Here is a 24,023-nt window from a genome sequence, read left to right as displayed (position 1 = left end):
ATAATAGGATAAAAATGCAAGAACAATCCCTTCTTAATATTGATAAAAATCATATCTGGCATCCTTATTCATCAATAAATAGCGATGCGCCTATTTTTGCGGTGGAACGTGCTGACGGGGTGGAGATCACATTAAAAAATGGCAACACCTTGATTGATGGAATGTCCTCTTGGTGGGCGGCATTACACGGTTATAATCACCCCAAATTGAATCAAGCGGCGAAAGCCCAGTTAGACAAAATGAGCCATATTATGTTTGGCGGATTGACTCACGATCCTGCGGGAGAATTAGCACAACGCTTGGTGAAATTATTGCCTGAAGGACTGGATAAAATTTTTTTTGCAGATAGTGGCTCTGTCGCGGTTGAAGTCGCGATGAAAATGGCGGTGCAATATCAGCAAGCAAAAGGTGAAACTGGACGATATAAATTTGCCACGATACGTTCGGGCTATCACGGCGATACTTGGCACGCAATGTCAGTGTGTGATCCTGTTACGGGAATGCACAGCCTGTTCGCTAAAGGCTTGCCCGTGCAATATTTTTTACCGCAACCTAAAACCCCCTTTGATGGACAATGGCAAGAAGCGGATATTCAACCGCTTAAAGCGTTACTTGCAGAAAAGAGCGGTGAAATTGCCGCCTTAATTTTAGAGCCGATTGTACAAGGCGCTGGCGGAATGTATTTTTATTCGCCCACCTATTTAGAAAAAGCACGGGCGTTGTGTGATGAATATGGCATATTGCTGATTTTCGATGAAATCGCCACAGGATTTGGACGCACGGGTAAGCTGTTTGCCACCGACTATACTGCCATTAAACCGGATATTATGTGCTTAGGAAAAGCCTTAACGGGCGGTTATTTAACACTTTCTGCAACGGTAACCACCGCGCATATTGCACAAACCATTTGTCATGGCGAAGCAAAATGCTTTATGCACGGGCCAACGTTTATGGGGAATCCACTTGCTTGCGCCATTGCCAGTGCATCCATTGATTTATTATTAGAAAGTGATTGGCAAGGCAAGGTTAAAGCCATTGAACAACAATTAAAAACAGAGCTTGCGGTAGCGAAAGATTTTCAATCGGTGAAAGACGTTCGTGTATTAGGGGCCATTGGGGTGTTAGAAATGAAATCCCCTGTGGATTTAGCAGTATTACAGCCAAAATTTGTTGAAAAAGGCATTTGGTTACGTCCTTTTGGGCATTTGGTGTATATTATGCCACCTTTTATTATTTTGCCAACGCAACTTAGCCAGCTCACGCAAGGCTTATTGTCTGTACTTAAAGAGGTTTACAATGAATAATCATCTCGCTGATTTTGCACAAACCTTGGCTGAACTCAAGGCGGTTGGGCAGTTTCGTCAGCTTCCTCAGTTAGATCATCAAGGCAAAATGATCGAAAAAGATGGGCGTTTAATGCTCAATATGTCTTCTAATGATTATTTAGGTCTTGCCAATGATGAGGCATTAAAAACCGAATTTTTACAAAAATACGGCGAAAAATTACCGCACTTTACTTCTTCATCTTCACGTTTATTAACGGGATCTTTTGCGGTTTATCAACAATTAGAAAGTCTAATGGCGCAATGTTTTGGGCGAGAGGCGTGCTTATTGTTTAATAGTGGCTATCACGCTAACATCGGTATTTTGCCCGCAGTGGCGAATAAAAAAACGTTAATTTTAGCCGATAAACTGGTTCACGCCAGTATTATTGATGGCATTCGTTTGAGTGAAGCGGATTTTGTACGCTATCGACATAATGATTTTACCCATTTAGAAACCCTATTAGGTAAGCATCAGAACCAATATCAACGAATGATCATTGTTACCGAAAGTGTATTTAGTATGGACGGTGATGTGGTGGATTTACCTCAGCTCGTGGCTCTCAAGCAACGCTTTGGCAATGTCTTATTATATGTGGATGAAGCCCACGCTATTGGTGCTTACGGCAAAACAGGGCTAGGTATCGCTGAACAGCAAGGCTGTATTCAAGAGATTGATTTTTTAGTTGGCACTTTTGGTAAGGCTTTAGCTTCAATGGGCGCTTATGTGGTATGCGATGAATTGATTAAAGCATATTTAATAAATAAAATGCGACCATTGATTTTTTCTACTGCTCTGCCTCCGCTGTGTGTGGCGTGGACGACATTTTTATTTGAAAAACTTCCGCACTTTACCCAACGACGCCAGCATTTACACCAGTTAAGTGAAAAAGTGCAGTCGTTTTTTAAGCAGAATTTAGCCCAGTCTCTTGTTAGTGAAAGCTGTATCATTCCTTATATTATTGGCGATAATGAAAAAACAGTGGTAACGGCACTTGCGTTACAAGAGCAAGGCTATTATTGTTTGCCAATCCGACCACCTACAGTGCCTAAAGGCACATCGCGTATTCGCTTATCTTTAACCGCAGATATGACAGAACAAGACGTGAACGCTTTTCTCACAACCTTAGTAAAATTTGAGTAACAACAATGCAAACAGAATTGATCAAAGGCGCAGAACATAGCCCGAATTTAATCCTCTATTTTGCCGGCTGGGGAACGCCAACCAGTGCCGTATCTCACTTGGCGTTACCAGAAAAAACGGATTTATTACTGTGCTATGACTATCAAGATCTGAATTTTCATTTTGATCTTTCTCATTATGCACAGATCCGAGTTGTGGCTTGGTCAATGGGCGTGTGGGTGGCAAATCAAGTGCTAGGACAAATGCCTCTTACGAGTGCTACCGCAATAAACGGCACAGGCAAACCTTGTGATGATACAATGGGCATTCCGCAAGCCGTATTTATCGGTACACTGGAACAGCTAGATGAACGCCATTTAGTGAAATTTCAACGCAGAATGTGCGGTGATAACGCCACATTTGAGCAATATTGTCAATTAAAAGGACAACGTGATTGGCAACAAGTGCGGTCAGAATTAGGCGAACTTTATCAATATATTCAACAGGATAAGGGAGACACTATTGATTGGACACGCGCCATTATTGGTGAGAAAGATCGCATTTTTCCTAGTCAGAATCAGCGCGCTTATTGGCAAACTTATATGAGTGAAAAAACAGGCAATACCGCACAACCGAGTGCGGTGCAAAATTCCACAGAATTTGTCTTGCAAACAATGCCATTGCCTCACTATCCCTTTGCACAATTTCATACTTGGACTGAGTTATTTTAATGAACGTGGTGGATAAATCTCGTGTTGCACAATGCTTTAGCCAAGCTTTACACAGCTACGACAGTCAAGCTAAAGCACAACAGCAAATTAATCAACAACTGTTGCAGCTTTTATTGCAAACGGGTCGCACTACGTTTTCACAGGTGTTAGAAATTGGTTGTGGAACAGGGCATTTTAGCCAACTTTTGGCACAACATTTACAAGTAGAATCTTGGACGTTTAATGATTTATGTGATGTAAAAAATCAACTTGATACATTATTCCCACAAGATAATTTTGTTTTTTATCAAGGAGATGGAGAAATTTATCCCTTTCCTACCGATTATGATCTGATCGCTTCAGCATCAGCAGTACAGTGGTTTGCCGATCCGCAAGCGTTCGTCAATAAATGTGCCGATTTATTACGTGAAAAAGGCATTTTACTTATTAGCACTTTTACACCGAAAAATTTAGCAGAAATTCGTGCTTTGACGGGAATTGGTTTGGACTATCCTGATCTATCGCAGTGGCAACAATGGTTGAGTGCTAGATTTGAAATCAAAGCGCTGTTTGAGCAAGCGATTCCGCTTTATTTTGCTAGTCCGTTGGCGGTCTTGCAACATCTCAAAGTGACTGGTGTAACAGCGACAGGACAAGGGGGCTGGACAAAAGGGCGCTTACAACAATTTATTGCAGATTACAACGCGCAATATCAAAATACGCAGGGGCAAGTGCGGTTGAATTATCAGCCACTTTTTATTTTGGCAGAAAAATTAACGTAAGAGGAATAAAATGGCAGGGCAAGTATTATTCATCTCTGGGATTGATACGGATGTGGGCAAAACCATTGCCACAGGTTGGTATGCGAAAAAGCTCGCCGACCAAGGAGCTTCGGTGATTACGCAGAAAATGATCCAAACGGGCTGTGAAGACATTTCAGAAGACATCATACAGCATCGTAAATTACAAGGCATAGACTTATTGCCAGAAGATAAGCAAGGGCTGACTTGTCCTTATTTATTTTCTTACCCTTGTTCGCCACATTTAGCAGCACAGCTAGAAAATCGAAAAATTTCTACCGTACTTATCCGTCAAGCCACAGATGAACTGGCAAGCCGTTATGATTATGTTTTACTGGAAGGTGCTGGGGGCTTGTGTGTGCCTTATGATGATCAACATACCACATTGGATTATATTGCCCAGCAACAATATCCCCTTATCCTTGTTACTTCAGGGAAATTAGGTAGCATTAATCACACCTTACTCAGCTTGTTAGCCTGTAAACAGTATCATATTGAAGTAAAAGGATTAATTTATAATCGCTATCCATTAGGTGATGAAATGATTAACAAGGAAACGGCACAATATTTGCAAAATTATTTGCAAAAACATTTTCCGCAAGCGGAATTTCTCTCTTTAGAAAAATTAACGTCAATCTGCTAAAAAGGAAATTTGGCTTTTTCACATAAAAAATTATAATTTCCTTTGACTATTTGCACATCAAAAGGTAATATTCACGCCCTATGCAAAAGGTAAAATTACCCCTTACAACTGATCCAGTAAGAGATGCGCAACGTAGGTTGGATTATGATGGTTATTATGCGATCAAGCAACTTTGCCGTCTGGCTGAATCAGTAGATAAAGTGCTCAGCGATGCACAGGTAACATTATCATTTTTCATTGATCCACAAAAATTAGTTGTTATGAAAGGCAACGCACGCGTTGAGGTGGCACTTACTTGTCAGCGCTGTGGAGAACCTTTTAATCAGCTTTTAGAAACTGAATTTGCATATAGCCCTGTTTCTCATTTGGATCAAGCTGATGCGTTACCAGACATTTATGAACCAATAGAACTTAACGAATTTGGTGAAATAGATTTATTGGCAACGATTGAAGATGAACTTATGTTATGTCTGCCGATTGTGCCGATGCATTCATCTGAACACTGTGAAGTGTCCGTGGCTGAACAGGTTTTTGGAACATTGCCCGAAGAGTTGGCAAAAAAACCGAACCCGTTCGCTGTATTAGCTAGTTTAAAGCAAAAGTAAATTTAGGAGTATAGCCAATGGCTGTTCAACAAAATAAAAAATCTCGTTCACGTCGTGATATGCGTCGTTCACACGATGCCTTAACTACTGCTGCAGTATCAGTAGATAAAGCAAGTGGCGAAACTCATTTACGTCATCACGTTACCGCTGACGGTTATTACCGTGGCCGTAAAGTGATCAACAAGTAATTCCTTTTCTATAAGGTATTGACTTGAGCCGTCTAACCCTTGCGTTAGATGTGATGGGCGGGGACATTGGTCCCCGTGTTACTATCCCCGCATCAATAAAAGCGTTGGAGCAAGATCCAATGCTTTCTGTTTTATTATTTGGCGATAGCCAACAAATTCTTCCTTTATTAGAAAACCTCTCTTCATCTTTGCAAGAACGAATTAAAGTTTGCCACTGCACTAAGGTGATTGATAATAGCCAAGATTTATCTTATGCCTTGCGTCATAGTAAAGGGACGTCAATGCGTTTAGCCATTGAGTCCGTGCAAAAAGGTGAGGCACAGGCTTGTGTCAGTGCAGGGAATACAGGGGCATTAATGGGCTTAGCAAAAATTTTATTGCAACCGCTTAAAGGGATCGAACGTCCAGCACTCGTTTCACTTATTCCTACGATTAATGGCGATCGCAGTGTGATGTTAGATTTAGGGGCAAATATTGATTGTTCTGCACAGAATCTTTATCAGTTTGCCTTAATGGGGGCAATTTTTGCGGAAAGTTGTCTTGGATTGGTTTATCCTCGTATTGCGTTATTGAATATTGGTATTGAAGAAATTAAAGGGCATAAGTCTATTCGTGAGGCCGCCACCCTGTTGAAGCAAAATCCGGCGTTAAATTATATCGGATTTATTGAAGGGGATTTATTACTTAATGGTAAAGCAGATGTTATCGTAAATGATGGTTTTGCGGGTAATATTGCGCTCAAAACCTTAGAGGGCGCAGCGAAGAATGTGATTTCTTTATTCAAAGGGCATTCAACATTGAATAAAACAAATCATATTTGTAAATTTATTGGGCGTTGGTTCGTCAAAACTTTTTTATTAAAAGGAAGTTTTCAGCGATTAAGACAAATTAATCCTGATCAATATAACGGTGCAACCCTAATCGGTTTAACTGCAGTGGTTGTAAAAAGCCACGGTAGTGCAAATATTGATGGTTTTGCTTATGCAATCCTTGATGCCGCACAGCAAGCAAGGTACAACCTTCCAGAAAAAATTTTGGCAGGGTTAGAAAAGTAATCTCGGAGATGATTATTCTGTCAAGCTGATAGGATAAACGGTGTTTTAGTAAAAATGTGCAAAAAACAGACCGCACTTTTAATACACTTTCTTTTTTCAGCGGGCTTTCCTCGTTAGTGAACATTAATTATTTGAAATTATTATGTATAGTAGAATTTTAGCCACTGGTAGCTATGCACCAGAGCAAGTGAGAACAAATGCGGATTTAGAAAAAATGGTGGATACCTCGGACGAATGGATTACGACTCGTTCAGGTATTAAAGAACGTCGCATAGCTGGTGAGAATGAAACCGTTGCAACAATGGGCGCAGCAGCAGCAAAAAATGCTTTGGCAATGGCAAATCTTGATCCACAAGAAATTGATCTGATTGTGGTGGGGACAACGACAAATTCTCATTCTTATCCAAGTGCCGCCTGTCAAATACAAGGCTTATTAGGAATTAAAGATGCGATTGCATTTGATGTCGCAGCAGCTTGTACAGGCTTTATTTATGCGCTTTCTGTTGCTGATCAATTTGTGCGTAACGGACAGGTAAAAAAAGCCTTGGTGCTTGGTGCAGATCTAAATTCTCGCCATCTTGATGAAACAGATCGTAGTACTGTGGTGCTATTCGGTGATGGGGCAGGGGCTGTGATTTTGGAAGGAAGCGAAAAAGCGGGAATTATTTCTACCCATCTACACGCTTCACCAGATACAGAAGATATGCTCGTCTTACCGCAGGCACAACGTGGTAATGAGCAGTCTGGTTATATTTCAATGCAAGGCAATGCGACCTTTAAACTGGCGGTAAGTCAATTATCTAACGTGGTGGAAGAAACCCTTTCTTTCAATAACTTAGATAAAAAAGATCTGGATTGGTTAGTGCCACATCAAGCAAACTTACGCATTATTAGTGCCACTGCGAAAAAACTAGAAATGGATATGGCACAAGTGGTTATTACCCTTGATCGTTATGGTAATACCAGTGCCGCAACCGTTCCTACCGCGCTAGATGAAGCAATACGCGATGGGCGTATTCAGCGCGGTCAATTACTTTTATTAGAAGCCTTTGGCGGTGGTTGGACTTGGGGATCAGCCTTAGTTCGTTTTTAACTTTATCTGCTAGAATAGCAACTCAATTTCAAAAATAGGATATAAGAATGAAAAAATTTGCAATGGTTTTCCCCGGACAAGGATCACAAACAGTGGGAATGTTAGCGGAATTAGCTGAGCAATTTCCTGTTGTAGAACAAACCTTTAAGCAAGCTTCAGAGGTACTTGGCTATGATTTATGGCAATTAGTCCAACAAGGACCCGCTGAAGAATTAAATAAAACGTGGCAAACTCAACCCGCTCTTTTAGCAGCATCTGTTGCAATTTATCGAGTATGGCAACAGCAATATCCACAGTTAGTGCCTGCTGTTATGGCGGGGCATAGCTTAGGTGAATATTCAGCCTTAGTCTGTGCTGGCGTAATTGATTTTCAAGACGCTATCCAATTAGTTGAGTTACGTGGAAAATTAATGCAGCAAGCCGTGCCAGAGGGAACTGGGGCAATGTATGCCATTATTGGCTTAGATAATGAATCGATCATTAAAGCCTGTAAAGAGGCAGAGCAGGGTGAAGTGGTTTCAGCGGTGAACTTTAATTCACCGGGACAAGTGGTGATTGCTGGTGCAAAAGCTGCAGTAGAACGTGCCGCAGCGGCTTGTAAAGAAGCGGGCGCAAAACGTGCTTTACCACTTGCAGTAAGCGTACCATCCCATTGTGCATTAATGAAACCAGCTGCCGATCAATTAGCGGTCTCTTTAGAAAGCATTGCCATCAAAACGCCTGAAATTGCGGTGATTAACAATGTTGATGTAAAAGCAGAAGAAAAAAGTCACGAAATTCGCACCGCACTTGTTCGCCAGCTATATAGCCCTGTACGTTGGACTGAAAGCGTAGAAGCAATGGCACAGAATGGCATTGAAGTATTACTTGAAATCGGACCGAATAAAGTATTAACAGGATTAACGAGTCGTATTGTGAAAGAATTAACGGCTGTTGCGGTAAATGATCTTGCCTCATTAGAAAAGGCGCACACTTTATTAACTGAAGCCTAAAAATTAGGAGAAACATTATGCAAGGTAAAATTGCGTTAGTAACAGGAGCAACCCGTGGCATTGGTCGTGCAATTGCCGAAGAGTTAAGTGCTAAAGGGGCTTTTGTGATTGGTACAGCGACCTCTGAAAAAGGGGCGGAAAGTATTTCAGCTTACTTAGGTGAGAAAGGTAAAGGTTTAGTTTTAAATGTTGCAGATCAGCAATCTATTGAAGATGTATTAGCGAAAATTAAAGCAGACTTTGGTGATATTGATATTCTGGTTAATAACGCTGGGATCACCCGTGATAACCTATTAATGAGAATGAAAGAGGAAGAATGGTTTGATATTTTACAAACTAACCTTACTTCCGTATTCCATCTTTCTAAGGCGATGCTACGTTCAATGATGAAAAAACGTTTTGGGCGTATTATTACTATCGGTTCTGTGGTTGGTTCAATGGGTAACCCTGGACAATCAAATTATTGCGCGGCAAAAGCGGGGCTTATCGGCTTTAGTAAAGCATTAGCAAAAGAAGTGGCTTCCCGTGGCATTACGGTTAATGTTGTTGCGCCCGGCTTTATTGCAACAGATATGACCGATGCGTTAACTGAAGAACAAAAAGCAGCGACGTTGGCTAACGTGCCTGCTGGGCGTTTAGGCGAGCCAAAAGACATTGCCAAAGCAGTGGCTTTTTTAGCCTCTGATGATGCTGGCTATATTACAGGAAGCACATTGCACGTTAATGGCGGTATGTATATGACTTAAGATAGAAACATTTCGTGGAGGTATTCCATTAAATTTGTTTGATCTATCTTGAATTTAACGCAATTTATCGAATGAAAACATAGCCAAAAACTAGCCTTAATGCTAGAATCATTGGTAGCGATGTAAATTATTTACGTTGGCTGTTGCGTTAGCAGAGTAAGCTAACGTATTTTAACAAGTGTATTTTCATTAAGAATTTGTGGTTTGACCTTGTAAAAAGAGGTTGCAACTTAGCAAAAAATAAATACACTATAAAACCATTATTTTATGGCTAACTATAAATAGGAAAAAGCAAATGAGCATTGAAGAACGCGTAAAAAAAATCATTGTTGAACAATTAGGTGTTAAAGAAGAAGATGTAAAACCAGAAGCTTCATTCGTTGAAGATTTAGGTGCTGACTCTTTAGATACTGTTGAATTAGTAATGGCTTTAGAAGAAGAATTTGATATTGAAATTCCGGATGAAGAAGCAGAAAAAATTACGACAGTTCAATCTGCAATTGATTACGTTCAAAACAATCAATAATTATAGTTAAGGCGGTTTTTAGACCGCCTTAATTTTTTCTCTTTTCTGTAAAATTTGATTTAGATAGCCTTTTCATTAAATAATTTCTCTTCCCATATTGTAGAAAATAGTAAATAAAGTATTATTGTGAGTAGAATTTTTTATAACTCATTTTAGGGATAGACTATGCTTTATTTAGAATTTTTATTTCTACTTTTAATGCTTTATATCGGTAGCCGTTATGGCGGGATTGGTCTTGGTGTTGTTTCAGGAATAGGTCTTGCCATTGAGGTTTTTGTATTACGAATGCCCGTAGGGAAAGCGCCTATCAGTGTAATGCTAATCATCTTAGCGGTTGTTACTTGTGCTTCCGTATTAGAAGCCGCGGGTGGGTTAAAATTTATGTTACAAGTGGCAGAGCGGATTTTGCGTAATAACCCTAAGCGCGTTACGTTACTTGGGCCAATCGTTACTTATTTGATGACCTTTATGCTTGGTACAGGTCATTCCGTGTATTCTATTATGCCAATTATTGGTGATGTTGCGCTAAAAAATAAAATTCGTCCAGAAAGACCAATGGCTGCAGCCTCTGTTGCCTCCCAGTTAGCGATTACATCAAGCCCACTTTCTGCGGCAGTGGTATATTATCTAGGTAAAATTACGGAATTACCGGGATTTGAGCATATTAGTTTATTGGATATTATTTGTGTTACTGTTCCTGCTACGTTTGCCGGTACGATTGCACTTGCATTATATAGTATGCGTCGTGGTAAAGAATTAGAACAAGATCCAGAATATCAACGCCGTTTACAAGATCCTATTTGGCGTGAACGTATTTTAAATACAACAAGCACCACATTGAATGAAGAATTACCACCCGCAGCGAAACAGTCTGTTTATCTTTTCATTCTTTCACTTATTGTGATTGTTTGTATCGCAATGTTCCCAGAAGTACGTACTATCGGCGAGGGGACAAAAGCCATTTCAATGTCTATCATTATTCAAATGATGATGCTATGTTTCGGTGGGATTATTCTCCTAGTGACAAAAACTAACCCGCAAATTGTGCCTAATGGTGTGGTATTTAAATCAGGAATGGTTGCGGCGATTGCGATTTTTGGGATTGCGTGGATGAGCGATACATATTTCCAATATGCTATGCCACAATTTAAAGCGGGCATTACTGAAATGGTAAAAGCCTACCCTTGGACATTTGCTTTCGCCTTGTTTGCTGTTTCTGTTGTGATTAACAGTCAAGCCGCTACGGCAGTAATGATGTTGCCTGTTGGTATTGGTTTAGGCTTACCAGCACCGCTACTGGTTGGTTTAATGCCAGCAACTTACGGTTATTTCTTCATTCCAAATTATCCGTCAGATATTGCAACCGTGAACTTTGACGTAACAGGAACAACCAAAATTGGTAAATACTATTTCAATCACAGCTTTATGATGCCGGGCTTAATTGGCGTGGTTGTCGCTTGTATGGTTGGTTATGTCATCGCAGAAATTGTGATTAGATAATTGATTTCATAAATAAAAAAGTGCGGTGGTTTTTCACCGCATTTTTATTATGTAGAAATGCTTAAACTTTCATCGAATAAAACCGAGGCCATTGAAATTCCTTCATTTATTCTTATATAAGATCCCATTAAAAAGAGAGGATACAATATGAACAAAAATCAAGAAACCCGTGGATTTCAGTCTGAAGTTAAACAATTGCTTCAATTAATGATCCACTCACTTTATTCCAATAAAGAAATCTTTTTACGTGAGCTAATTTCAAATGCTTCTGATGCAGCGGACAAATTGCGCTTTAAAGCCCTTTCTGCTCCAGAACTGTATGAGGGCGAAGGTGATTTAAAAGTACGTATCAGCTTTAATGAGGAAAAAGGCACGATCACCATTAGCGATAACGGCATTGGGATGACACGCGAGCAAGTTATCGACCATTTAGGCACAATTGCCAAATCAGGCACGAAAGAATTTTTGAGCGCCCTTGGTGCAGATCAAGCTAAAGATAGTCAGCTTATTGGACAGTTTGGTGTGGGGTTCTATTCAGCCTTTATTGTGGCGGATAAAGTTACGGTGAAAACCCGTGCCGCGGGCGTGCCTGCCGATCAAGGCGTGTTATGGGAATCCGCTGGTGAAGGTGAATATACCGTTGAAAATATTGAGAAAAAAGATCGTGGCACCGAGATTACTTTACACTTACGCGAGGAAGATAAAGGCTTTGCCAATGCGTGGCGTTTGCGTGAAATCATCAGCAAATATTCTGATCATATCGGCTTGCCAGTAGAAATTTTAACGCAAGAATATGACGATGAAGGCAAAGAAACGGGCGTAAAATGGGAAAAAATTAACAAAGCGCAAGCACTTTGGACACGAGCAAAAGGCGATATTTCTGATGAGGAATATAAGGAATTTTATAAGCATTTAAGCCACGACTTTGCTGATCCGCTTTTATGGGCGCACAATAAAGTGGAAGGCAATCAAGAATATACGAGCCTGCTTTATGTGCCATCTAAAGCCCCTTGGGATCTGTTCAACCGTGATCATAAACAGGGCTTGAAGCTCTATGTGCAACGTGTATTTATTATGGACGATGCAGAACAATTTATGCCGAACTATCTGCGTTTTATGCGTGGTTTAATTGACAGCAATGATTTACCGCTTAACGTATCTCGCGAAATTTTGCAAGATAACAAAGTTACCGCCGCCTTGCGTAAAGCGCTCACCAAGCGTTCATTACAAATGCTAGAAAAATTAGCAAAAGACAACCCAGAGCAATACTTACAATTCTGGAAAGAATTTGGTTTGGTGTTAAAAGAAGGGGTTGCAGAAGATTTTGCTAATCGTGAGCAAATTGCGCGCTTGTATCGCTTTGCTTCAACACATAATGATAGCAACGAGCAAACCGTTTCTTTAGATGATTATGTTTCACGAATGAAAGAAGGGCAAAAAGCCATTTATTACATCACCGCAGATAGCTATATTGCTGCGAAAAATAGCCCGCACTTAGAGCTATTTAATAAGAAAGGCATTGAAGTCTTATTGCTTTCTGATCGTATTGATGAATGGATGCTTAGCTATCTCACTGAATTTGATGGCAAACCATTGCAACCAATCACAAAATCCGATCTCGATTTAGGTGATTTGGCTGACCAAGAACAGGAAGAGCAAAAAGCCCAAGATCAAGCCTTTGGATCTTTTATTGAACGAGTAACCACCTTATTAGGAGATCGCGTAAAAGCGGTGCGTTTAACCCATCGTTTAACAGACACCCCCGCTGTGGTATCAACGGACAATGATCAGATGACTACCCAAATGGCAAAATTGTTTGCGATGAGCGGTCAGCCTGTGCCTGAAGTAAAATATACGTTCGAGTTAAACTCAGAGCATCATTTAGTGAAAAAAGTGGCTGATATGGCAGATGAAGAACAATTTGCAAACTGGATTGAGTTACTGCTTGAGCAAGCAATGTTTGCTGAACGTGGTTCATTAGAAAACCCAACGGCATTCATTAAACGTGTAAATGAGTTGTTATCTAAATAAATTCGGTTAGAATAGAAGCGTTGTCTCAAATGCGGCAACGCTTATTTTTTGACTTATAAAAAGGAATGGTATGAAAAAATTTATTGTCGTTATCAGCTTATTGCTATCTGCGTGTAGTTCAGTATTGAATATCAGTCAATCGGATAAATTAGTGAACAGTTGCCAAACCTATTTCAATATTTTAGATGAGAATGTTGCTACCTCCACCTTACCTGCGGAAACATTGCAGGCATTGCAACAAGATTTTGCGCAATATCGCAAAGCATTTACTCAACTTTCTGCCGAGAAACAAGCGCAATTCTGCCGTGCGCGTTTAGCACGTTTTCAGCATTAATTTTCTTTCCCTGCGTAACAAGGAGCATCAATGAGCATTTTTATTGCGTGGGGAAATATTCATCAGTCTTATCCTTTCGAGCAAATTCCAACAGCATTACTCACGCCCAAATTGCGTCAAACACCGCCTGAACAACCGCGTTTGCTGCAACGTTATCGTTGCCGTTGGGTGGCGCATTTTTTACTATGGCAATTATTAAAAAAAGCAAAAATTTCCACCGCACTTTTATCTCAGATTGCTTACAGCCAAAGCCTGCGTCCTTATTTTCCTGACCCCACGATTGATTTTAATATTAGCCATTCGGGAGATTGGGTGGCGGTGATGCTAAGCGTGAATGAAAAAGCAAGCCAAAAGCAAAGTGCGGTAGGAATTGATATTGAATTTCCGCAAAAAAACCGAGATTATACTGCCTTGCTTGGCTATTTTGCCTCTGAACAAGAGCAGCAATGGTTTGCTAAACAGCCTGATAAACAAAACGCCTTTTATCGCATTTGGTGTTTGCGTGAAGCACTGCTGAAATCTCAAGGCGTTGGCATTGTAAAATTGTCTGAAGTGGATCACCAAGCAGATGATTTGCAATTATTTTCTGCGCATTGCCCGCAAGGGGAAGCCATATTCACGCAAGAATTGCCCTTTTATTTGTCCGCTTTTGCTAATGAAACGCTTGCCGCAGCGCATTATTTTTATTGGAATGACAAAGGGTTGAAACAAATCGAATTAAAGCAAAAAATTGGCTATAAAGTAAACCCCACTTTAACGGATTTTTGAAAGGAAAGGGAATGAGAAAAGGGGGGCAATCCGCCCTAGACTTCACGATATATTTTGTTTAGACTGATAACAATTTTTTGACAAATGGAGAAAAAAATGTCCTTAAATGGTTCAGATCAAGATCCTTGGGGAAAACCGGGGAATAACCCAAATCAATCGGATAACAAAGCCAATCCGAATGACCAATGGGATAAGCGCAATAAGCAAGAGCAATCCCCACCTGACCTTGAAGAAGTCTTTAGTAATTTATTGAAAAAACTTGGCGGTGGTCAAAATGGTGGTAACCATCACGGCGGTCAAGGTACCTCTTTTGGCTTAGGTAAATTATTACCTGTTGCCGCAGTAATTGGGGCAATTGTTTGGGGCGTGAGTGGGTTTTATACTGTAAAAGAAGCGGAACGTGGCGTGGTGTTGCGTTTTGGTGAGCTGGAAAAAATCGTCCAACCGGGTTTGAACTGGAAACCGACTTTCGTGGATAAAGTCATTCCCGTCAATGTAGAACAAGTGAAAGAATTGAAAACTCAAGGTGCAATGCTTACCCGCGATGAAAATATGGTGAAAGTAGAAATGACCGTACAATATCGCGTGAGTGATCCAGCGAAATATTTATTCAGCGTGACCAATGCTGACGATAGCTTAAATCAAGCTACCGACAGTGCCTTGCGTTATGTGATCGGACATATGTCAATGGATGATATTTTAACCACAGGGCGTTCAATTGTGCGTGAAGACACTTGGAAAGCCTTAAATGGCATTATTCAGCCTTATGATATGGGACTAGAAGTGCTTGATGTAAACTTCCAATCAGCCCGTCCGCCAGAAGAAGTCAAAGCGGCGTTTGATGATGCGATTAAAGCACAAGAAGATGAACAGCGCTACATTCGTGAAGCTGAAGCTTATGCCCGTGAGCAAGAGCCTATCGCACGTGGTAATGCGCAACGTATTATCGAAGAAGCTACTGCCTATAAAGATCAAGTGGTGTTAAATGCGCAAGGGGAAGTAGAACGTTTCCAACGTCTCTTACCTGAATTTAAAGCAGCACCGCAATTATTGCGTGATCGCTTATATATTCAAACAATGGAAAAAGTGATGGCAAACACACCGAAAGTCTTGCTAGATAGCAACAGCAATAATTTAAGTGTGTTACCGTTGGATAAAATTTTATCGCAAAAAAATAGCGAAAAAAGCACCGCACCTAATTCATCAAATTCACAAAGTGCGGTGAAAAATCAGGAAATTTATTCCGATACTCGCCGTTTTTCCAACAGTGAGAACGATCAACAATCATCTGAAAACCGCCAAGGGAGATTTAACTAATGCGTAAGATTTTAACCCCTGTTTTACTGGTATTGCTCGCGGTGATTTATTCTAGCCTTGTGATTGTTGATGAAGGCACGCGTGGCATTATGTTGCGTTTCGGCAAGGTTCATCGTGATTCAGACAATAAAGTGGTTGTCTATGAACCGGGTTTACATTTCAAAATCCCCTTTATTGATTCAATGAAAGTGTTAGATGCCCGCATTCGCACCCTTGATGGTGCGCCAGATCGCTTTGTTACCGTTGAGAAAAAAGATCTTTTAGTGGATTCTTATGTGAAATGGCGAATCAGTGATTTCGGCCGTTTCTTCACAGCAACAGGTGGCGGGGATTATACACAAGCCTCTAATTTACTACGCCGTAAAGTGAATGACCGTTTACGTTCTGAAGTGGGTTCACGCACCATTAAAGACATTGTATCAGGCACACGCGGCGAATTAATGGTTGGTGCGCGCAAAGCCTTGAATACAGGGCAAGATAGCACCTCAGAATTAGGTATCGAAGTAGTAGATGTGCGGGTAAAACAAATCAATCTACCTGATGAAGTGTCTTCCTCAATTTACCAACGTATGCGTGCGGAGCGTGATGCAGTGGCTCGTGAGCATCGTTCACAAGGTAAAGAAAAAGCTGCCTTTATTCAGGCTGATGTAGATCGTAAAGTTACCGTTATTTTAGCCACAGCCAATAAAACAGCACAAGAATTGCGTGGTAACGGTGATGCCACAGCCGCTAAATTATATGCTGATGCTTTCGCACAAGAACCTGAATTTTACAGCTTTGTGCGTAGTATGAAAGCCTATGAAAAAAGTTTTGCAGAATCCAACAATATGCTGATTCTCAAACCAGACAGCGACTTCTTCCGCTTTATGCAAGCGCCGAAGAAATAGGTAAGTAACATCCGAAACTAAAATGGCACATTAACGTGCCATTTTTATTGAGATATTCGAAATTATTCCTCAATCGCTAATTCTTTTAAGTATTGAAAGAGTTCACGATAGGCTTTTGGTGGTTTGTTTTGTGCTTTTTCTTTTTGAGCGGCACGGATTAAGTTACGCAAATGCTGGCGATCTGCATTAGGATAATCATTCAGGACGTCGCCTAATACTTCATCCCCTTTGATGATAAGTTCATCACGCAATAATTCTAATTTGTGTAGTAAGGCTTGTTGATGGTTGTGCTTATTTTCTATTTTATCCAACGCTTCTTGAATAGCCGTGGTATCAATCTGGCGTAGCAGTTTGCCAATATATTGTAATTGGCGACGCTTGGCTTCTTTTTGTAAACGTTGGGCAAGTTCAATCGCATCGAGAATATTTTCTTCCAGCGGTATTTTTTCCAAGTTTGTTTTAGTCAGATTCACTAATTTTTCACCAAGCTGTTTTAACGCTTCTGCGTCGCGTTTTATTTCACTTTTACTTACCCAAATAATCTCTTCTTGTTCGTCATCTTCCCAATCAAATTGTTCTTTCTTACGTTTTGCCATAAGGGTTTCCTAAATCGAAATGCATTAAATAGCCGTTAGTGTAGCATAATTTCGTCTAAATTAGCGAGATAAGGGAAAATGGGATAAAATACGGCAAATTTGGATAAGAGGTTAAAAAAATGCAACAAAATTCCACCGCACTTTTAAAACAGCAAGAGCAAGAATTACGTGAGGCTGTAAGTTATGCCATTGATATTGCAAAAAAAGCTGGGGCTAGTGCTGAAGTCGCTGTGACCAAAGTAAATGGGCTTTCTGTTTCCACGCGTTTGCAAGAAATTGAAAATGTGGAATTTAATAATGATGGCGCATTGGGCATTTCGGTTTATTTAGGACAACAAAAAGGCAACGCTTCCACTTCGGATTTAAGCCCTGTGGCAATAAAAAATGCCGTGGAAGCAGCGCTTGCCATTGCGAAATATACCTCACCTGATGATTGTGCCGGTTTGGCTGATCGCGATTTAATGGCGTTTGAGGCACCAGATTTATCTCTTTATCATCCTGCTGAAATTGATGTGGATCAGGCGGCTGCGTTAGCGTTACAGGTGGAAAAAGCGGCGTTAGATTATGATGAACGCATTGTAAATAGTGAAGGCGCTGCTTTTAATTCTCATACAGGTGTGCGAGTGTATGGTAATAGTTATGGAATGTTACAAAGCTATTTGTCTAGTCGTTATTCCCTTTCTTGTTCAATGATCGCCGCTGACAATGATCAGCTTGAGCGTGATTACGAATATACGGTTTCGCGTTACCCCGATAAATTAGAAAATCCCGCTTGGGTGGGTGAAAATGCGGCGAAAAAAGCCTTATCACGCCTCAATCCACAAAAAATTGCGACCCAAGAAGTGCCAGTGATCTTTCTAAATGATGTCGCCACAGGGCTGATTAGCCATTTAACGGCGGCGATTAGTGGTGGCAGTTTATATCGCAAAGCGAGCTTTTTGTTAGATGCTTTAGGAAAACCTATTTTGCCAGATTGGTTTCACATTAGTGAGCGCCCACATTTAATCGGTAAATTGGCCTCCTCTCCTTTTGATAGTGAGGGGGTGCGAACCCGAGATAGGGAAATCATTGAGCAAGGTATTTTGCAAACCTATTTATTAACCAGTTACAGTGGACGAAAACTTGGTATGCAAAGTACAGGACACGCTGGCGGTATTCATAATTGGCAAGTAACCCCGAATTTGCAAGGTGGTTTACCCGCACTCTTGAAAGAAATGGGAACAGGCTTACTTGTTACGGATTTAATGGGGCAAGGGGTAAATTTAGTCACGGGTGATTACTCTCGTGGTGCATCAGGTTTTTGGGTTGAAAAGGGGGAAATTCAGTATCCTGTGGCAGAAATTACTATTGCTGGCTTGCTCCCTGAAATGTTTAAGCAAATTATCGCAGTGGCAGATGATGTGGAACACCGCTCTAATATTCAAACAGGGTCGATTTTGTTAGAAAGAATGAAAGTATCAGGAAATTAATTTACAAATGAGAATTATTCTTATTGACATTGTTTTTTAGTTTGTTAAAATGCCCCTGTTTGTTAAGTATTGTTATTAAAAATGATCATTCATTTTTAAGATGCTCCAAACAAGTAGAGTAGAAAGTAAATTCGTTAGGGTATTTAAAAGACTGAGACTTATATCTCGGCCTTTTTTTTGCTACAATTTCGCCGTTTTTAACTCGATCATTTGTGCCATTGGGTGCTTAAAGGTAAATTAATAATGAAAAAACACTATGTAGATGTGATGATTTCGGAACAAGATGTGCGTACTAGAATTGGTGAATTGGGGCGCGAGATTACTCAATATTACCATCAGCAACAAGTGGAAAAGTTGATTGTGGTTGGTTTGCTACGTGGCTCATTTATGTTTATGGCTGATTTGGTACGTGAAATTGATTTACCTGTGGAAGTAGAATTTATGACCACGACAAGCTATGGTAGTGGAATGACAACCAATCACGATGTGAAAATTAGCAAGGATCTTGATGGCGATATTCGTAACGAACAGGTTCTCATTGTAGAAGATATTATTGATACCGGTTACACCCTGCAAAAAGTGCGTGAAATGCTAAAACTGCGTGATCCTGCGTCATTACGTATCTGTACGCTATTGGATAAACCTTCACGCCGTGAAGTGGAAGTGCCAGTAGATTGGGTGGGGTTCACTATTCCTGATGAGTTTGTTGTGGGCTATGGCATTGATTATGCACAACGTTATCGGAATTTGGGCTATATTGGCAAAGTGGTTTTGCAGGAAGAATAAACGGCTATCTGAGATAACATAAAAGGCTTGTTTTGTAACAAGCCTTTTTAATTATTAATGTTATTAAAGTGTATTTTGTTGTTTAGAGGCAAGTCTCGCTAGTGCCGCATCACAACTTTTCATTTGGGTTGCAAGTTCCATTTCAAGGATCTGCTTTTTACTTTGATTTAGTTTACTCTTAATTTTATTCAACTGAGTGTGTGTACCTGGTTGTTTTTCCGCTTCAGCAATGAGGTTTTCTGTTTCTTTGAAGAGTTTAGCGCATTGCTGAGGGAGGATATTTTTTTCTGTTTGTTGTGGCGCTGCTGAAATTGAAACGCTCATCAATGCGGTTACAGCCAGTGTTGCTACCAACATCATTCCCTTCATTATTTTCATTAAAACTCCCTTATTTTCAAATCTGTAAACATATAATAAAAAATGAGCTTTGCGAAAGTTAGCAAAATCTGGGAGGAAAGTCTAGTTATTCATCGTTTTTTATTCTATTTTGCGAGGCAACACACAATTCTTGTTGTAAAAATGTTAAGAGAAACTATAATTTGAACCCTGTCAAAAAAACGCATACTTTCTATGGGTTTATTTTTGATGTAAATCTAAAAAATGTGATCGGTGTTACATTATTTGCTATTTTTTATCCACACTTTTAGTAGTAGAATACATACCGATCTTGAGTTATCTGGATAGTTACTGTTGAAGATAATTCAATTAATTGAGCTTAAGGGCAATCCTTTAAGAAATTGGGGTGGTTACAAAGTAATCATTAATGAAGAACTTGTAGCATTTACAAGGAGTTGAGATGTTAGACGTTGTTGAACTCTCTAGATTGCAGTTTGCTTTAACTGCGTTATATCACTTTTTGTTTGTGCCATTAACGTTAGGTTTATCTTTTGTTCTGGTAATAATGGAAACCTTATACGTGGCAACAGGCAAAGAAGTTTACAAAGATATGACAAAATTCTGGGGTAAGTTATTTGGTATTAACTTTGCTCTTGGGGTAACAACTGGTATTACAATGGAATTCCAGTTTGGGACTAACTGGTCATATTATTCCCACTATGTAGGCGATATTTTTGGTGCGCCATTGGCAATTGAAGCACTCTTAGCCTTCTTCTTAGAATCCACGTTTGTCGGATTATTTTTCTTTGGCTGGGATCGTTTATCAAAAGGTAAGCATTTACTTGCAACTTACTGTGTTGCCTTTGGTTCTAACCTCTCTGCAATGTGGATCTTAGTAGCAAATGGTTGGATGCAATCTCCTGTTGGTTCAGAATTTAATTTTGAAACAATGCGAATGGAAATGACCAGCTTTATGGAACTTTGGTTGAACCCTGTTGCACAAAGTAAATTCTTACATACTTTATCAGCTGGCTATGTATCTGGTGCATTCTTTGTGTTAGCTATTAGCGCCTATTACATCTTAAAAGGTCGTGATATTGGCTTTGCGAAGCGTTCTTTCTCTGTCGCATCGGTATTCGGTATGATTGCTGTTGTGTCGGTGTTAATTATGGGTGATGAATCTGGTTATGAAATTGGTCAAAAACAACCAATGAAATTAGCTGCGATGGAAGGGGAATGGCATACTGAACCGGCTCCAGCAAGTTGGAATGCGATTGTTATTCCAAATCAAGCTGAAAAACGCAATGATTTTGCCTTACAAATTCCTTATGCCGCTGGAATTATCGTAACCCGCTCTTTTGATAAAACCTTTGCAGGGATCAATGACATCGTTGAGAAAAATGAACAACGTGTACGCCAAGGTATGATCGCTTATGATTTACTTGAGAAATTAAGAGCAGAGAAAAAGGCGACAGGCCAAGTTAATGAAGAAACCAAAGCACAATTCAATGCTGTACGTAATGATTTAGGCTATGGCTTATTGTTAAAACGTTATACAGATAAAGTGGTTGATGCGACAGAAGAACAAATCAAACAAGCTGTTGCAGATACAGTGCCAAAAGTTGGGCCAACGTTCTGGTCATTCCGTGTAATGATGGCATCAGGCGGTTTAATTCTCCTTCTAATGCTTGCCGCTGTCGTACAAAACGTACGTAAAACCGTTGGCCGTAGCCCATTATTGTTAAAAGCCATATTATGGGGACTTCCATTACCGTGGTTTGCAATTGAAAGTGGGTGGTTTTTAGCGGAATACGGTCGTCAGCCTTGGGCAGTTTATGATATGTTACCAGTTGGTGTAGCGGCCTCGAATTTGACTAAAGGCGATCTTTGGTTCTCAATTGGTTTAATTTGCGCACTTTACACAATCTTCTTAGTAGTAGAAATGTATTTAATGTTTAAATATGCTCGTCTTGGTCCGAGTGCATTAAAAACAGGTCGTTACTATTTTGAACAATCATCTAAATAAGCAGGAGCCTAACTATGATTGATTACGAATTTCTACGTTTTGCTTGGTGGGTTCTCGTTGGTGTATTACTGATTGGTTTCGTAGTAACCGATGGATTTGATATGGGCGTTTTAACCCTTCTTCCTTTTGCGGGTAAAAAAGAAGTGGAAAAACGTATTATGATCAACTCAATCGCTCCCCACTGGGACGGAAACCAAGTGTGGTTATTAACGGCTGGCGGCGCAATGTTTGCGGCTTGGCCAATTGTTTATGCAACCTCATTTTCTGGTTTCTTTATTGCAATGATTTTAGTATTAGCCGCATTATTCTTCCGCCCAGTTGGATTAGAATATCGCGCGAAAATTGATAATCCTGTATGGCGTAAGGCTTGGGATTGGGGCTTATTCATTGGTGGATTTGTGCCATCCGTTGTATTTGGTGTGGCTTTTGGTAACTTGTTGCAAGGCGTACCATTCTACTTCAATGATATGCAACAAATTTTCTACACTGGATCATTCTTTGAATTATTAAACCCATTTGCATTACTTTGTGGTTTAATCAGCTTGTCAATGCTTATTACCCAAGGTGGAGCGTGGTTACAATTAAAAACCACTTCTGAATTGCGTGAGCGTGCAAGAGTGATTACCCAAGTGGGTGCAATGGTAACCTTAATTACCTTTGTGTTAGCAGGGGTATGGTTGTACTTTAAAGACGGCTATGTGGTAACCAGTGTGATTGATCACAATGCCCCATCATCGCCATTGAATAAACAGGTTGCGGTTGAGGCAAGTGCTTGGTTTAAAAATTATTTTGATGCTCCAGTATTGTTCATCTTCCCTGCTCTAGCAGTAGGTGGTGCATTATTAAATGTATTGGCATCGAAAGCAAACCGTTGTGGATTTGCCTTCTTATTCTCATCATTAACTATGGCTGGTGTGATCTTAACTTGTGGTGTAGCAATGTTCCCATTTGTAATGCCATCAAGCTCTCACCCTGATATGAGCCTATTAATGTGGGATTCCACATCAAGCGAATTAACCTTAACCTTAATGTTTGGTTTTGCATTAGTGTTTGTGGTGATCTTATTGTCTTATACCATTTGGTCATATATCAAAATGTTTGGTCGTTTGGACAGTGATTTCATCGAAGACAACAAAAACTCATTATACTAAGGAGCGAAATTATGTTTTATGTTTTATGGGTAGTGGGTGTCTTGTTTGCCATAATGCTAAGTGCAGTGATCACCATTGGCATTGAAAAAACAGGTAAGTTTGACGAGTAAGTCAATGATTAATAAAGCGTATCATTTAGTAAATAAGGGCTCTTGGCGAGCCCTTTCGTTGATCTTGGCTATCGCATTAACCCTCTGTTTTTTCTTTAATATCAATGGATTTGTCACACAATTAAGAACGACAGCACCTATTTGGGTAATGTTTATTTTGTGGGCAACGGTTATTTTATGGATTCACGGCATTGGGTTTGAAATTCGGGCGACCATTTGGAAACTTTTATTTTTTCCTTATATTGGTTATGTCGTCGGAATTGTTGCTTTAATCTACAATTTCCTTTTGCCAGCTTTCTCTCATTAATTAAAGTGCGGTGTTTTTTTGCCAAATTTTTTTATATTAACAAATAAAGTAAAAATCTTTTTAATTTGCACCGCACTTTATTTCTTGCTAATCCTGATTAAGCTCTCTACAATACGCGCAATTTTCTGTATTAAAAAAGAACGATTAAACAAACTCAGGTTTGCCCATATATGCAAAGATTTTCTTTACCCGTACGCGTTTATTATGAAGATACCGATGCTGGTGGTGTTGTTTACCACGCTCGCTATCTGCATTTTTTTGAGCGAGCCAGAACCGATTATCTACGTGCATTAGGGTTTTCTCAACAGACATTGCTTGAGGAACATAATTTAGCCTTTGTTGTCAAAACAATGCAGATTGATTATCGTCTTGCTGCAAAGCTAGATGATTTATTAACAGTGGAAACAGAAGTAAGTGCGATTAAAGGCGCAACAATTTTGTTTTTGCAGCAAATAAAACGCAATGATGTACTGATTTGCAGCGCTGAAGTCAAAGTAGCGTGTGTAGATCTCACAAAAATGAAACCCGCTGCGATTCCTCAGGAAATTAAAGCAGCATTTAAAGTGTAAATAGGTACTCGCCTATTTTTATTCTCTTTCTTG

General features: G+C 40.0%; 27 protein-coding genes. 25 read left to right on the top strand and 2 right to left on the bottom strand.

Features of this window, described 5'->3' with window-relative positions; all coding sequences use genetic code 11:
- The first annotated feature begins 14 nt into the window (after positions 1-14).
- The 18 genes from bioA to hflC all read left to right on the top strand — a co-directional run bounded on the left by bioA (position 15) and on the right by hflC (position 16,640).
- A complete protein-coding gene (gene bioA / locus L5B90_RS04720; RefSeq protein ID WP_265762278.1) occupies positions 15-1,304 on the top strand; it encodes an adenosylmethionine--8-amino-7-oxononanoate transaminase in 1,290 nt (429 codons plus the stop codon).
- On the top strand, positions 1,297-2,466 hold the full coding sequence (bioF, locus tag L5B90_RS04715) for an 8-amino-7-oxononanoate synthase (RefSeq protein WP_265762277.1): 1,170 nt from the start codon (positions 1,297-1,299) through the stop codon (positions 2,464-2,466). Before bioA ends, bioF begins: the two co-directional genes overlap by 8 nt.
- Positions 2,467-2,471: 5 nt before the next feature.
- Positions 2,472-3,176 carry a DUF452 family protein gene (locus L5B90_RS04710; RefSeq protein ID WP_265762276.1) on the top strand — a complete coding sequence of 235 codons (705 nt, stop codon included), beginning with the start codon at positions 2,472-2,474 and terminating at the stop codon, positions 3,174-3,176.
- On the top strand, positions 3,176-3,937 hold the full coding sequence (gene bioC, locus L5B90_RS04705; RefSeq protein ID WP_265762275.1) for a malonyl-ACP O-methyltransferase BioC: 762 nt from the start codon (positions 3,176-3,178) through the stop codon (positions 3,935-3,937). The genes L5B90_RS04710 and bioC overlap by 1 nt, the downstream gene beginning before the upstream one ends.
- 10 nt (positions 3,938-3,947) lie before the next feature.
- Positions 3,948-4,598 carry a dethiobiotin synthase gene (bioD, locus tag L5B90_RS04700; protein ID WP_265762274.1) on the top strand — a complete coding sequence of 217 codons (651 nt, stop codon included), beginning with the start codon at positions 3,948-3,950 and terminating at the stop codon, positions 4,596-4,598.
- 80 nt (positions 4,599-4,678) lie between these two features.
- Complete coding sequence (gene yceD / locus L5B90_RS04695; protein ID WP_250364115.1) at positions 4,679-5,203, top strand: 23S rRNA accumulation protein YceD; 525 nt, start codon at positions 4,679-4,681, stop codon at positions 5,201-5,203.
- A gap of 17 nt (positions 5,204-5,220) precedes the next feature.
- A complete protein-coding gene (rpmF, locus tag L5B90_RS04690; protein ID WP_005544470.1) occupies positions 5,221-5,391 on the top strand; it encodes a 50S ribosomal protein L32 in 171 nt (56 codons plus the stop codon).
- Positions 5,392-5,414: 23 nt separating this feature from the next.
- Positions 5,415-6,446: a phosphate acyltransferase PlsX gene (plsX, locus tag L5B90_RS04685; RefSeq protein WP_265762273.1), complete on the top strand. Its 1,032-nt coding sequence runs from the start codon at positions 5,415-5,417 to the stop codon at positions 6,444-6,446.
- Between the two features lie 142 nt (positions 6,447-6,588).
- On the top strand, positions 6,589-7,539 hold the full coding sequence (locus L5B90_RS04680) for a beta-ketoacyl-ACP synthase III (RefSeq protein ID WP_250364117.1): 951 nt from the start codon (positions 6,589-6,591) through the stop codon (positions 7,537-7,539).
- A 47-nt stretch (positions 7,540-7,586) separates the two neighbouring features.
- Positions 7,587-8,531, top strand: a complete 945-nt coding sequence (gene fabD, locus L5B90_RS04675; protein ID WP_265762272.1) for an ACP S-malonyltransferase — start codon at positions 7,587-7,589, stop codon at positions 8,529-8,531.
- A gap of 17 nt (positions 8,532-8,548) precedes the next feature.
- Positions 8,549-9,277, top strand: a complete 729-nt coding sequence (fabG, locus tag L5B90_RS04670; RefSeq protein ID WP_265762271.1) for a 3-oxoacyl-ACP reductase FabG — start codon at positions 8,549-8,551, stop codon at positions 9,275-9,277.
- A 295-nt stretch (positions 9,278-9,572) separates the two neighbouring features.
- Positions 9,573-9,803, top strand: coding sequence for an acyl carrier protein (gene acpP, locus L5B90_RS04665; protein ID WP_005544465.1), 231 nt, complete (start codon positions 9,573-9,575; stop codon positions 9,801-9,803).
- Between the two features lie 165 nt (positions 9,804-9,968).
- Positions 9,969-11,303: an anaerobic C4-dicarboxylate transporter gene (locus L5B90_RS04660; RefSeq protein WP_250364120.1), complete on the top strand. Its 1,335-nt coding sequence runs from the start codon at positions 9,969-9,971 to the stop codon at positions 11,301-11,303.
- Positions 11,304-11,450: 147 nt separating this feature from the next.
- Positions 11,451-13,334 (top strand): molecular chaperone HtpG, encoded by a 1,884-nt coding sequence (htpG, locus tag L5B90_RS04655; RefSeq protein WP_265762270.1) that lies wholly within the window; start codon positions 11,451-11,453, stop codon positions 13,332-13,334.
- A 70-nt stretch (positions 13,335-13,404) separates the two neighbouring features.
- A complete protein-coding gene (locus L5B90_RS04650) occupies positions 13,405-13,668 on the top strand; it encodes a DUF5339 family protein (protein WP_250350899.1) in 264 nt (87 codons plus the stop codon).
- Positions 13,669-13,698: 30 nt separating this feature from the next.
- Positions 13,699-14,436 (top strand): 4'-phosphopantetheinyl transferase family protein, encoded by a 738-nt coding sequence (locus tag L5B90_RS04645; RefSeq protein ID WP_265762269.1) that lies wholly within the window; start codon positions 13,699-13,701, stop codon positions 14,434-14,436.
- Between the two features lie 96 nt (positions 14,437-14,532).
- Positions 14,533-15,753, top strand: coding sequence for an FtsH protease activity modulator HflK (gene hflK / locus L5B90_RS04640; protein WP_265762268.1), 1,221 nt, complete (start codon positions 14,533-14,535; stop codon positions 15,751-15,753).
- Positions 15,753-16,640, top strand: a complete 888-nt coding sequence (gene hflC / locus L5B90_RS04635) for a protease modulator HflC (protein WP_250350896.1) — start codon at positions 15,753-15,755, stop codon at positions 16,638-16,640. The genes hflK and hflC overlap by 1 nt, the downstream gene beginning before the upstream one ends.
- A gap of 62 nt (positions 16,641-16,702) precedes the next feature.
- On the opposite strand, the gene yjgA is transcribed toward hflC, so the two are convergent.
- The gene (yjgA, locus tag L5B90_RS04630) at positions 16,703-17,236 is read right to left on the bottom strand and encodes a ribosome biogenesis factor YjgA (protein ID WP_265762267.1); all 534 of its coding nucleotides are present in this window, start codon (positions 17,234-17,236) and stop codon (positions 16,703-16,705) included.
- Positions 17,237-17,355: 119 nt separating this feature from the next.
- On the opposite strand from yjgA, the gene pmbA reads away from it, so the two are divergent.
- Together pmbA and hpt are read left to right on the top strand one after the other, a co-directional pair.
- Positions 17,356-18,705 carry a metalloprotease PmbA gene (pmbA, locus tag L5B90_RS04625; RefSeq protein ID WP_265762266.1) on the top strand — a complete coding sequence of 450 codons (1,350 nt, stop codon included), beginning with the start codon at positions 17,356-17,358 and terminating at the stop codon, positions 18,703-18,705.
- A gap of 243 nt (positions 18,706-18,948) precedes the next feature.
- Positions 18,949-19,491, top strand: coding sequence for a hypoxanthine phosphoribosyltransferase (gene hpt / locus L5B90_RS04620; RefSeq protein ID WP_250364127.1), 543 nt, complete (start codon positions 18,949-18,951; stop codon positions 19,489-19,491).
- Positions 19,492-19,554: 63 nt separating this feature from the next.
- Here hpt and L5B90_RS04615 read toward each other — a convergent pair whose 3' ends face one another.
- Entirely contained in the window at positions 19,555-19,860 is a 306-nt protein-coding gene (locus L5B90_RS04615; protein WP_250351602.1) for a DUF5339 domain-containing protein, read from the bottom strand.
- A 427-nt stretch (positions 19,861-20,287) separates the two neighbouring features.
- Here L5B90_RS04615 and L5B90_RS04610 point away from each other — a divergent pair, with 427 nt between their 5' ends.
- The 5 genes from L5B90_RS04610 (at position 20,288) to ybgC (ending at position 23,990) form a co-directional block, all read left to right on the top strand.
- Positions 20,288-21,853 carry a cytochrome ubiquinol oxidase subunit I gene (locus L5B90_RS04610; RefSeq protein WP_250364128.1) on the top strand — a complete coding sequence of 522 codons (1,566 nt, stop codon included), beginning with the start codon at positions 20,288-20,290 and terminating at the stop codon, positions 21,851-21,853.
- A gap of 14 nt (positions 21,854-21,867) precedes the next feature.
- Positions 21,868-23,004, top strand: a complete 1,137-nt coding sequence (gene cydB, locus L5B90_RS04605) for a cytochrome d ubiquinol oxidase subunit II (protein ID WP_250364129.1) — start codon at positions 21,868-21,870, stop codon at positions 23,002-23,004.
- A gap of 11 nt (positions 23,005-23,015) precedes the next feature.
- A complete protein-coding gene (locus L5B90_RS04600) occupies positions 23,016-23,114 on the top strand; it encodes a cytochrome bd oxidase small subunit, CydX/CbdX family (RefSeq protein WP_103853713.1) in 99 nt (32 codons plus the stop codon).
- Positions 23,115-23,118: 4 nt separating this feature from the next.
- The gene (gene ybgE, locus L5B90_RS04595; RefSeq protein ID WP_250364130.1) at positions 23,119-23,421 is read left to right on the top strand and encodes a cyd operon protein YbgE; all 303 of its coding nucleotides are present in this window, start codon (positions 23,119-23,121) and stop codon (positions 23,419-23,421) included.
- 170 nt (positions 23,422-23,591) lie between these two features.
- Positions 23,592-23,990, top strand: coding sequence for a tol-pal system-associated acyl-CoA thioesterase (ybgC, locus tag L5B90_RS04590; protein WP_250350889.1), 399 nt, complete (start codon positions 23,592-23,594; stop codon positions 23,988-23,990).
- Positions 23,991-24,023 lie beyond the last annotated feature (33 nt).

Source organism: Avibacterium sp. 20-129 (assembly GCF_026226845.1).
In the GTDB taxonomy this organism is placed as follows: domain Bacteria; phylum Pseudomonadota; class Gammaproteobacteria; order Enterobacterales; family Pasteurellaceae; genus Avibacterium.
Note: the sequence above shows the minus strand (reverse complement) of the source record. Positions and strands in the feature narration are given on the sequence as shown.

Bases quoted from the DNA above. Each gene is read 5' to 3' on its own strand.
- fabD (WP_265762272.1), top strand. From the start codon at position 7,587: ATGAAAAAATTTGCAATGGTTTTCCCCGGACAAGGATCACAAACAGTG.
- L5B90_RS04615 (WP_250351602.1), bottom strand. From the start codon at position 19,860: ATGAAGGGAATGATGTTGGTAGCAACACTGGCTGTAACCGCATTGATG.
- htpG (WP_265762270.1), top strand. From the start codon at position 11,451: ATGAACAAAAATCAAGAAACCCGTGGATTTCAGTCTGAAGTTAAACAA.
- L5B90_RS04680 (WP_250364117.1), top strand. From the start codon at position 6,589: ATGTATAGTAGAATTTTAGCCACTGGTAGCTATGCACCAGAGCAAGTG.
- bioC (WP_265762275.1), top strand. From the start codon at position 3,176: ATGAACGTGGTGGATAAATCTCGTGTTGCACAATGCTTTAGCCAAGCT.
- L5B90_RS04710 (WP_265762276.1), top strand. From the start codon at position 2,472: ATGCAAACAGAATTGATCAAAGGCGCAGAACATAGCCCGAATTTAATC.
- acpP (WP_005544465.1), top strand. From the start codon at position 9,573: ATGAGCATTGAAGAACGCGTAAAAAAAATCATTGTTGAACAATTAGGT.
- ybgC (WP_250350889.1), top strand. From the start codon at position 23,592: ATGCAAAGATTTTCTTTACCCGTACGCGTTTATTATGAAGATACCGAT.
- bioA (WP_265762278.1), top strand. From the start codon at position 15: ATGCAAGAACAATCCCTTCTTAATATTGATAAAAATCATATCTGGCAT.
- ybgE (WP_250364130.1), top strand. From the start codon at position 23,119: ATGATTAATAAAGCGTATCATTTAGTAAATAAGGGCTCTTGGCGAGCC.
- L5B90_RS04660 (WP_250364120.1), top strand. From the start codon at position 9,969: ATGCTTTATTTAGAATTTTTATTTCTACTTTTAATGCTTTATATCGGT.
- yceD (WP_250364115.1), top strand. From the start codon at position 4,679: ATGCAAAAGGTAAAATTACCCCTTACAACTGATCCAGTAAGAGATGCG.
- bioF (WP_265762277.1), top strand. From the start codon at position 1,297: ATGAATAATCATCTCGCTGATTTTGCACAAACCTTGGCTGAACTCAAG.
- L5B90_RS04645 (WP_265762269.1), top strand. From the start codon at position 13,699: ATGAGCATTTTTATTGCGTGGGGAAATATTCATCAGTCTTATCCTTTC.
- hpt (WP_250364127.1), top strand. From the start codon at position 18,949: ATGAAAAAACACTATGTAGATGTGATGATTTCGGAACAAGATGTGCGT.
- cydB (WP_250364129.1), top strand. From the start codon at position 21,868: ATGATTGATTACGAATTTCTACGTTTTGCTTGGTGGGTTCTCGTTGGT.
- bioD (WP_265762274.1), top strand. From the start codon at position 3,948: ATGGCAGGGCAAGTATTATTCATCTCTGGGATTGATACGGATGTGGGC.
- fabG (WP_265762271.1), top strand. From the start codon at position 8,549: ATGCAAGGTAAAATTGCGTTAGTAACAGGAGCAACCCGTGGCATTGGT.
- L5B90_RS04650 (WP_250350899.1), top strand. From the start codon at position 13,405: ATGAAAAAATTTATTGTCGTTATCAGCTTATTGCTATCTGCGTGTAGT.
- yjgA (WP_265762267.1), bottom strand. From the start codon at position 17,236: ATGGCAAAACGTAAGAAAGAACAATTTGATTGGGAAGATGACGAACAA.
- pmbA (WP_265762266.1), top strand. From the start codon at position 17,356: ATGCAACAAAATTCCACCGCACTTTTAAAACAGCAAGAGCAAGAATTA.
- hflC (WP_250350896.1), top strand. From the start codon at position 15,753: ATGCGTAAGATTTTAACCCCTGTTTTACTGGTATTGCTCGCGGTGATT.
- hflK (WP_265762268.1), top strand. From the start codon at position 14,533: ATGTCCTTAAATGGTTCAGATCAAGATCCTTGGGGAAAACCGGGGAAT.
- rpmF (WP_005544470.1), top strand. From the start codon at position 5,221: ATGGCTGTTCAACAAAATAAAAAATCTCGTTCACGTCGTGATATGCGT.
- L5B90_RS04610 (WP_250364128.1), top strand. From the start codon at position 20,288: ATGTTAGACGTTGTTGAACTCTCTAGATTGCAGTTTGCTTTAACTGCG.
- L5B90_RS04600 (WP_103853713.1), top strand. From the start codon at position 23,016: ATGTTTTATGTTTTATGGGTAGTGGGTGTCTTGTTTGCCATAATGCTA.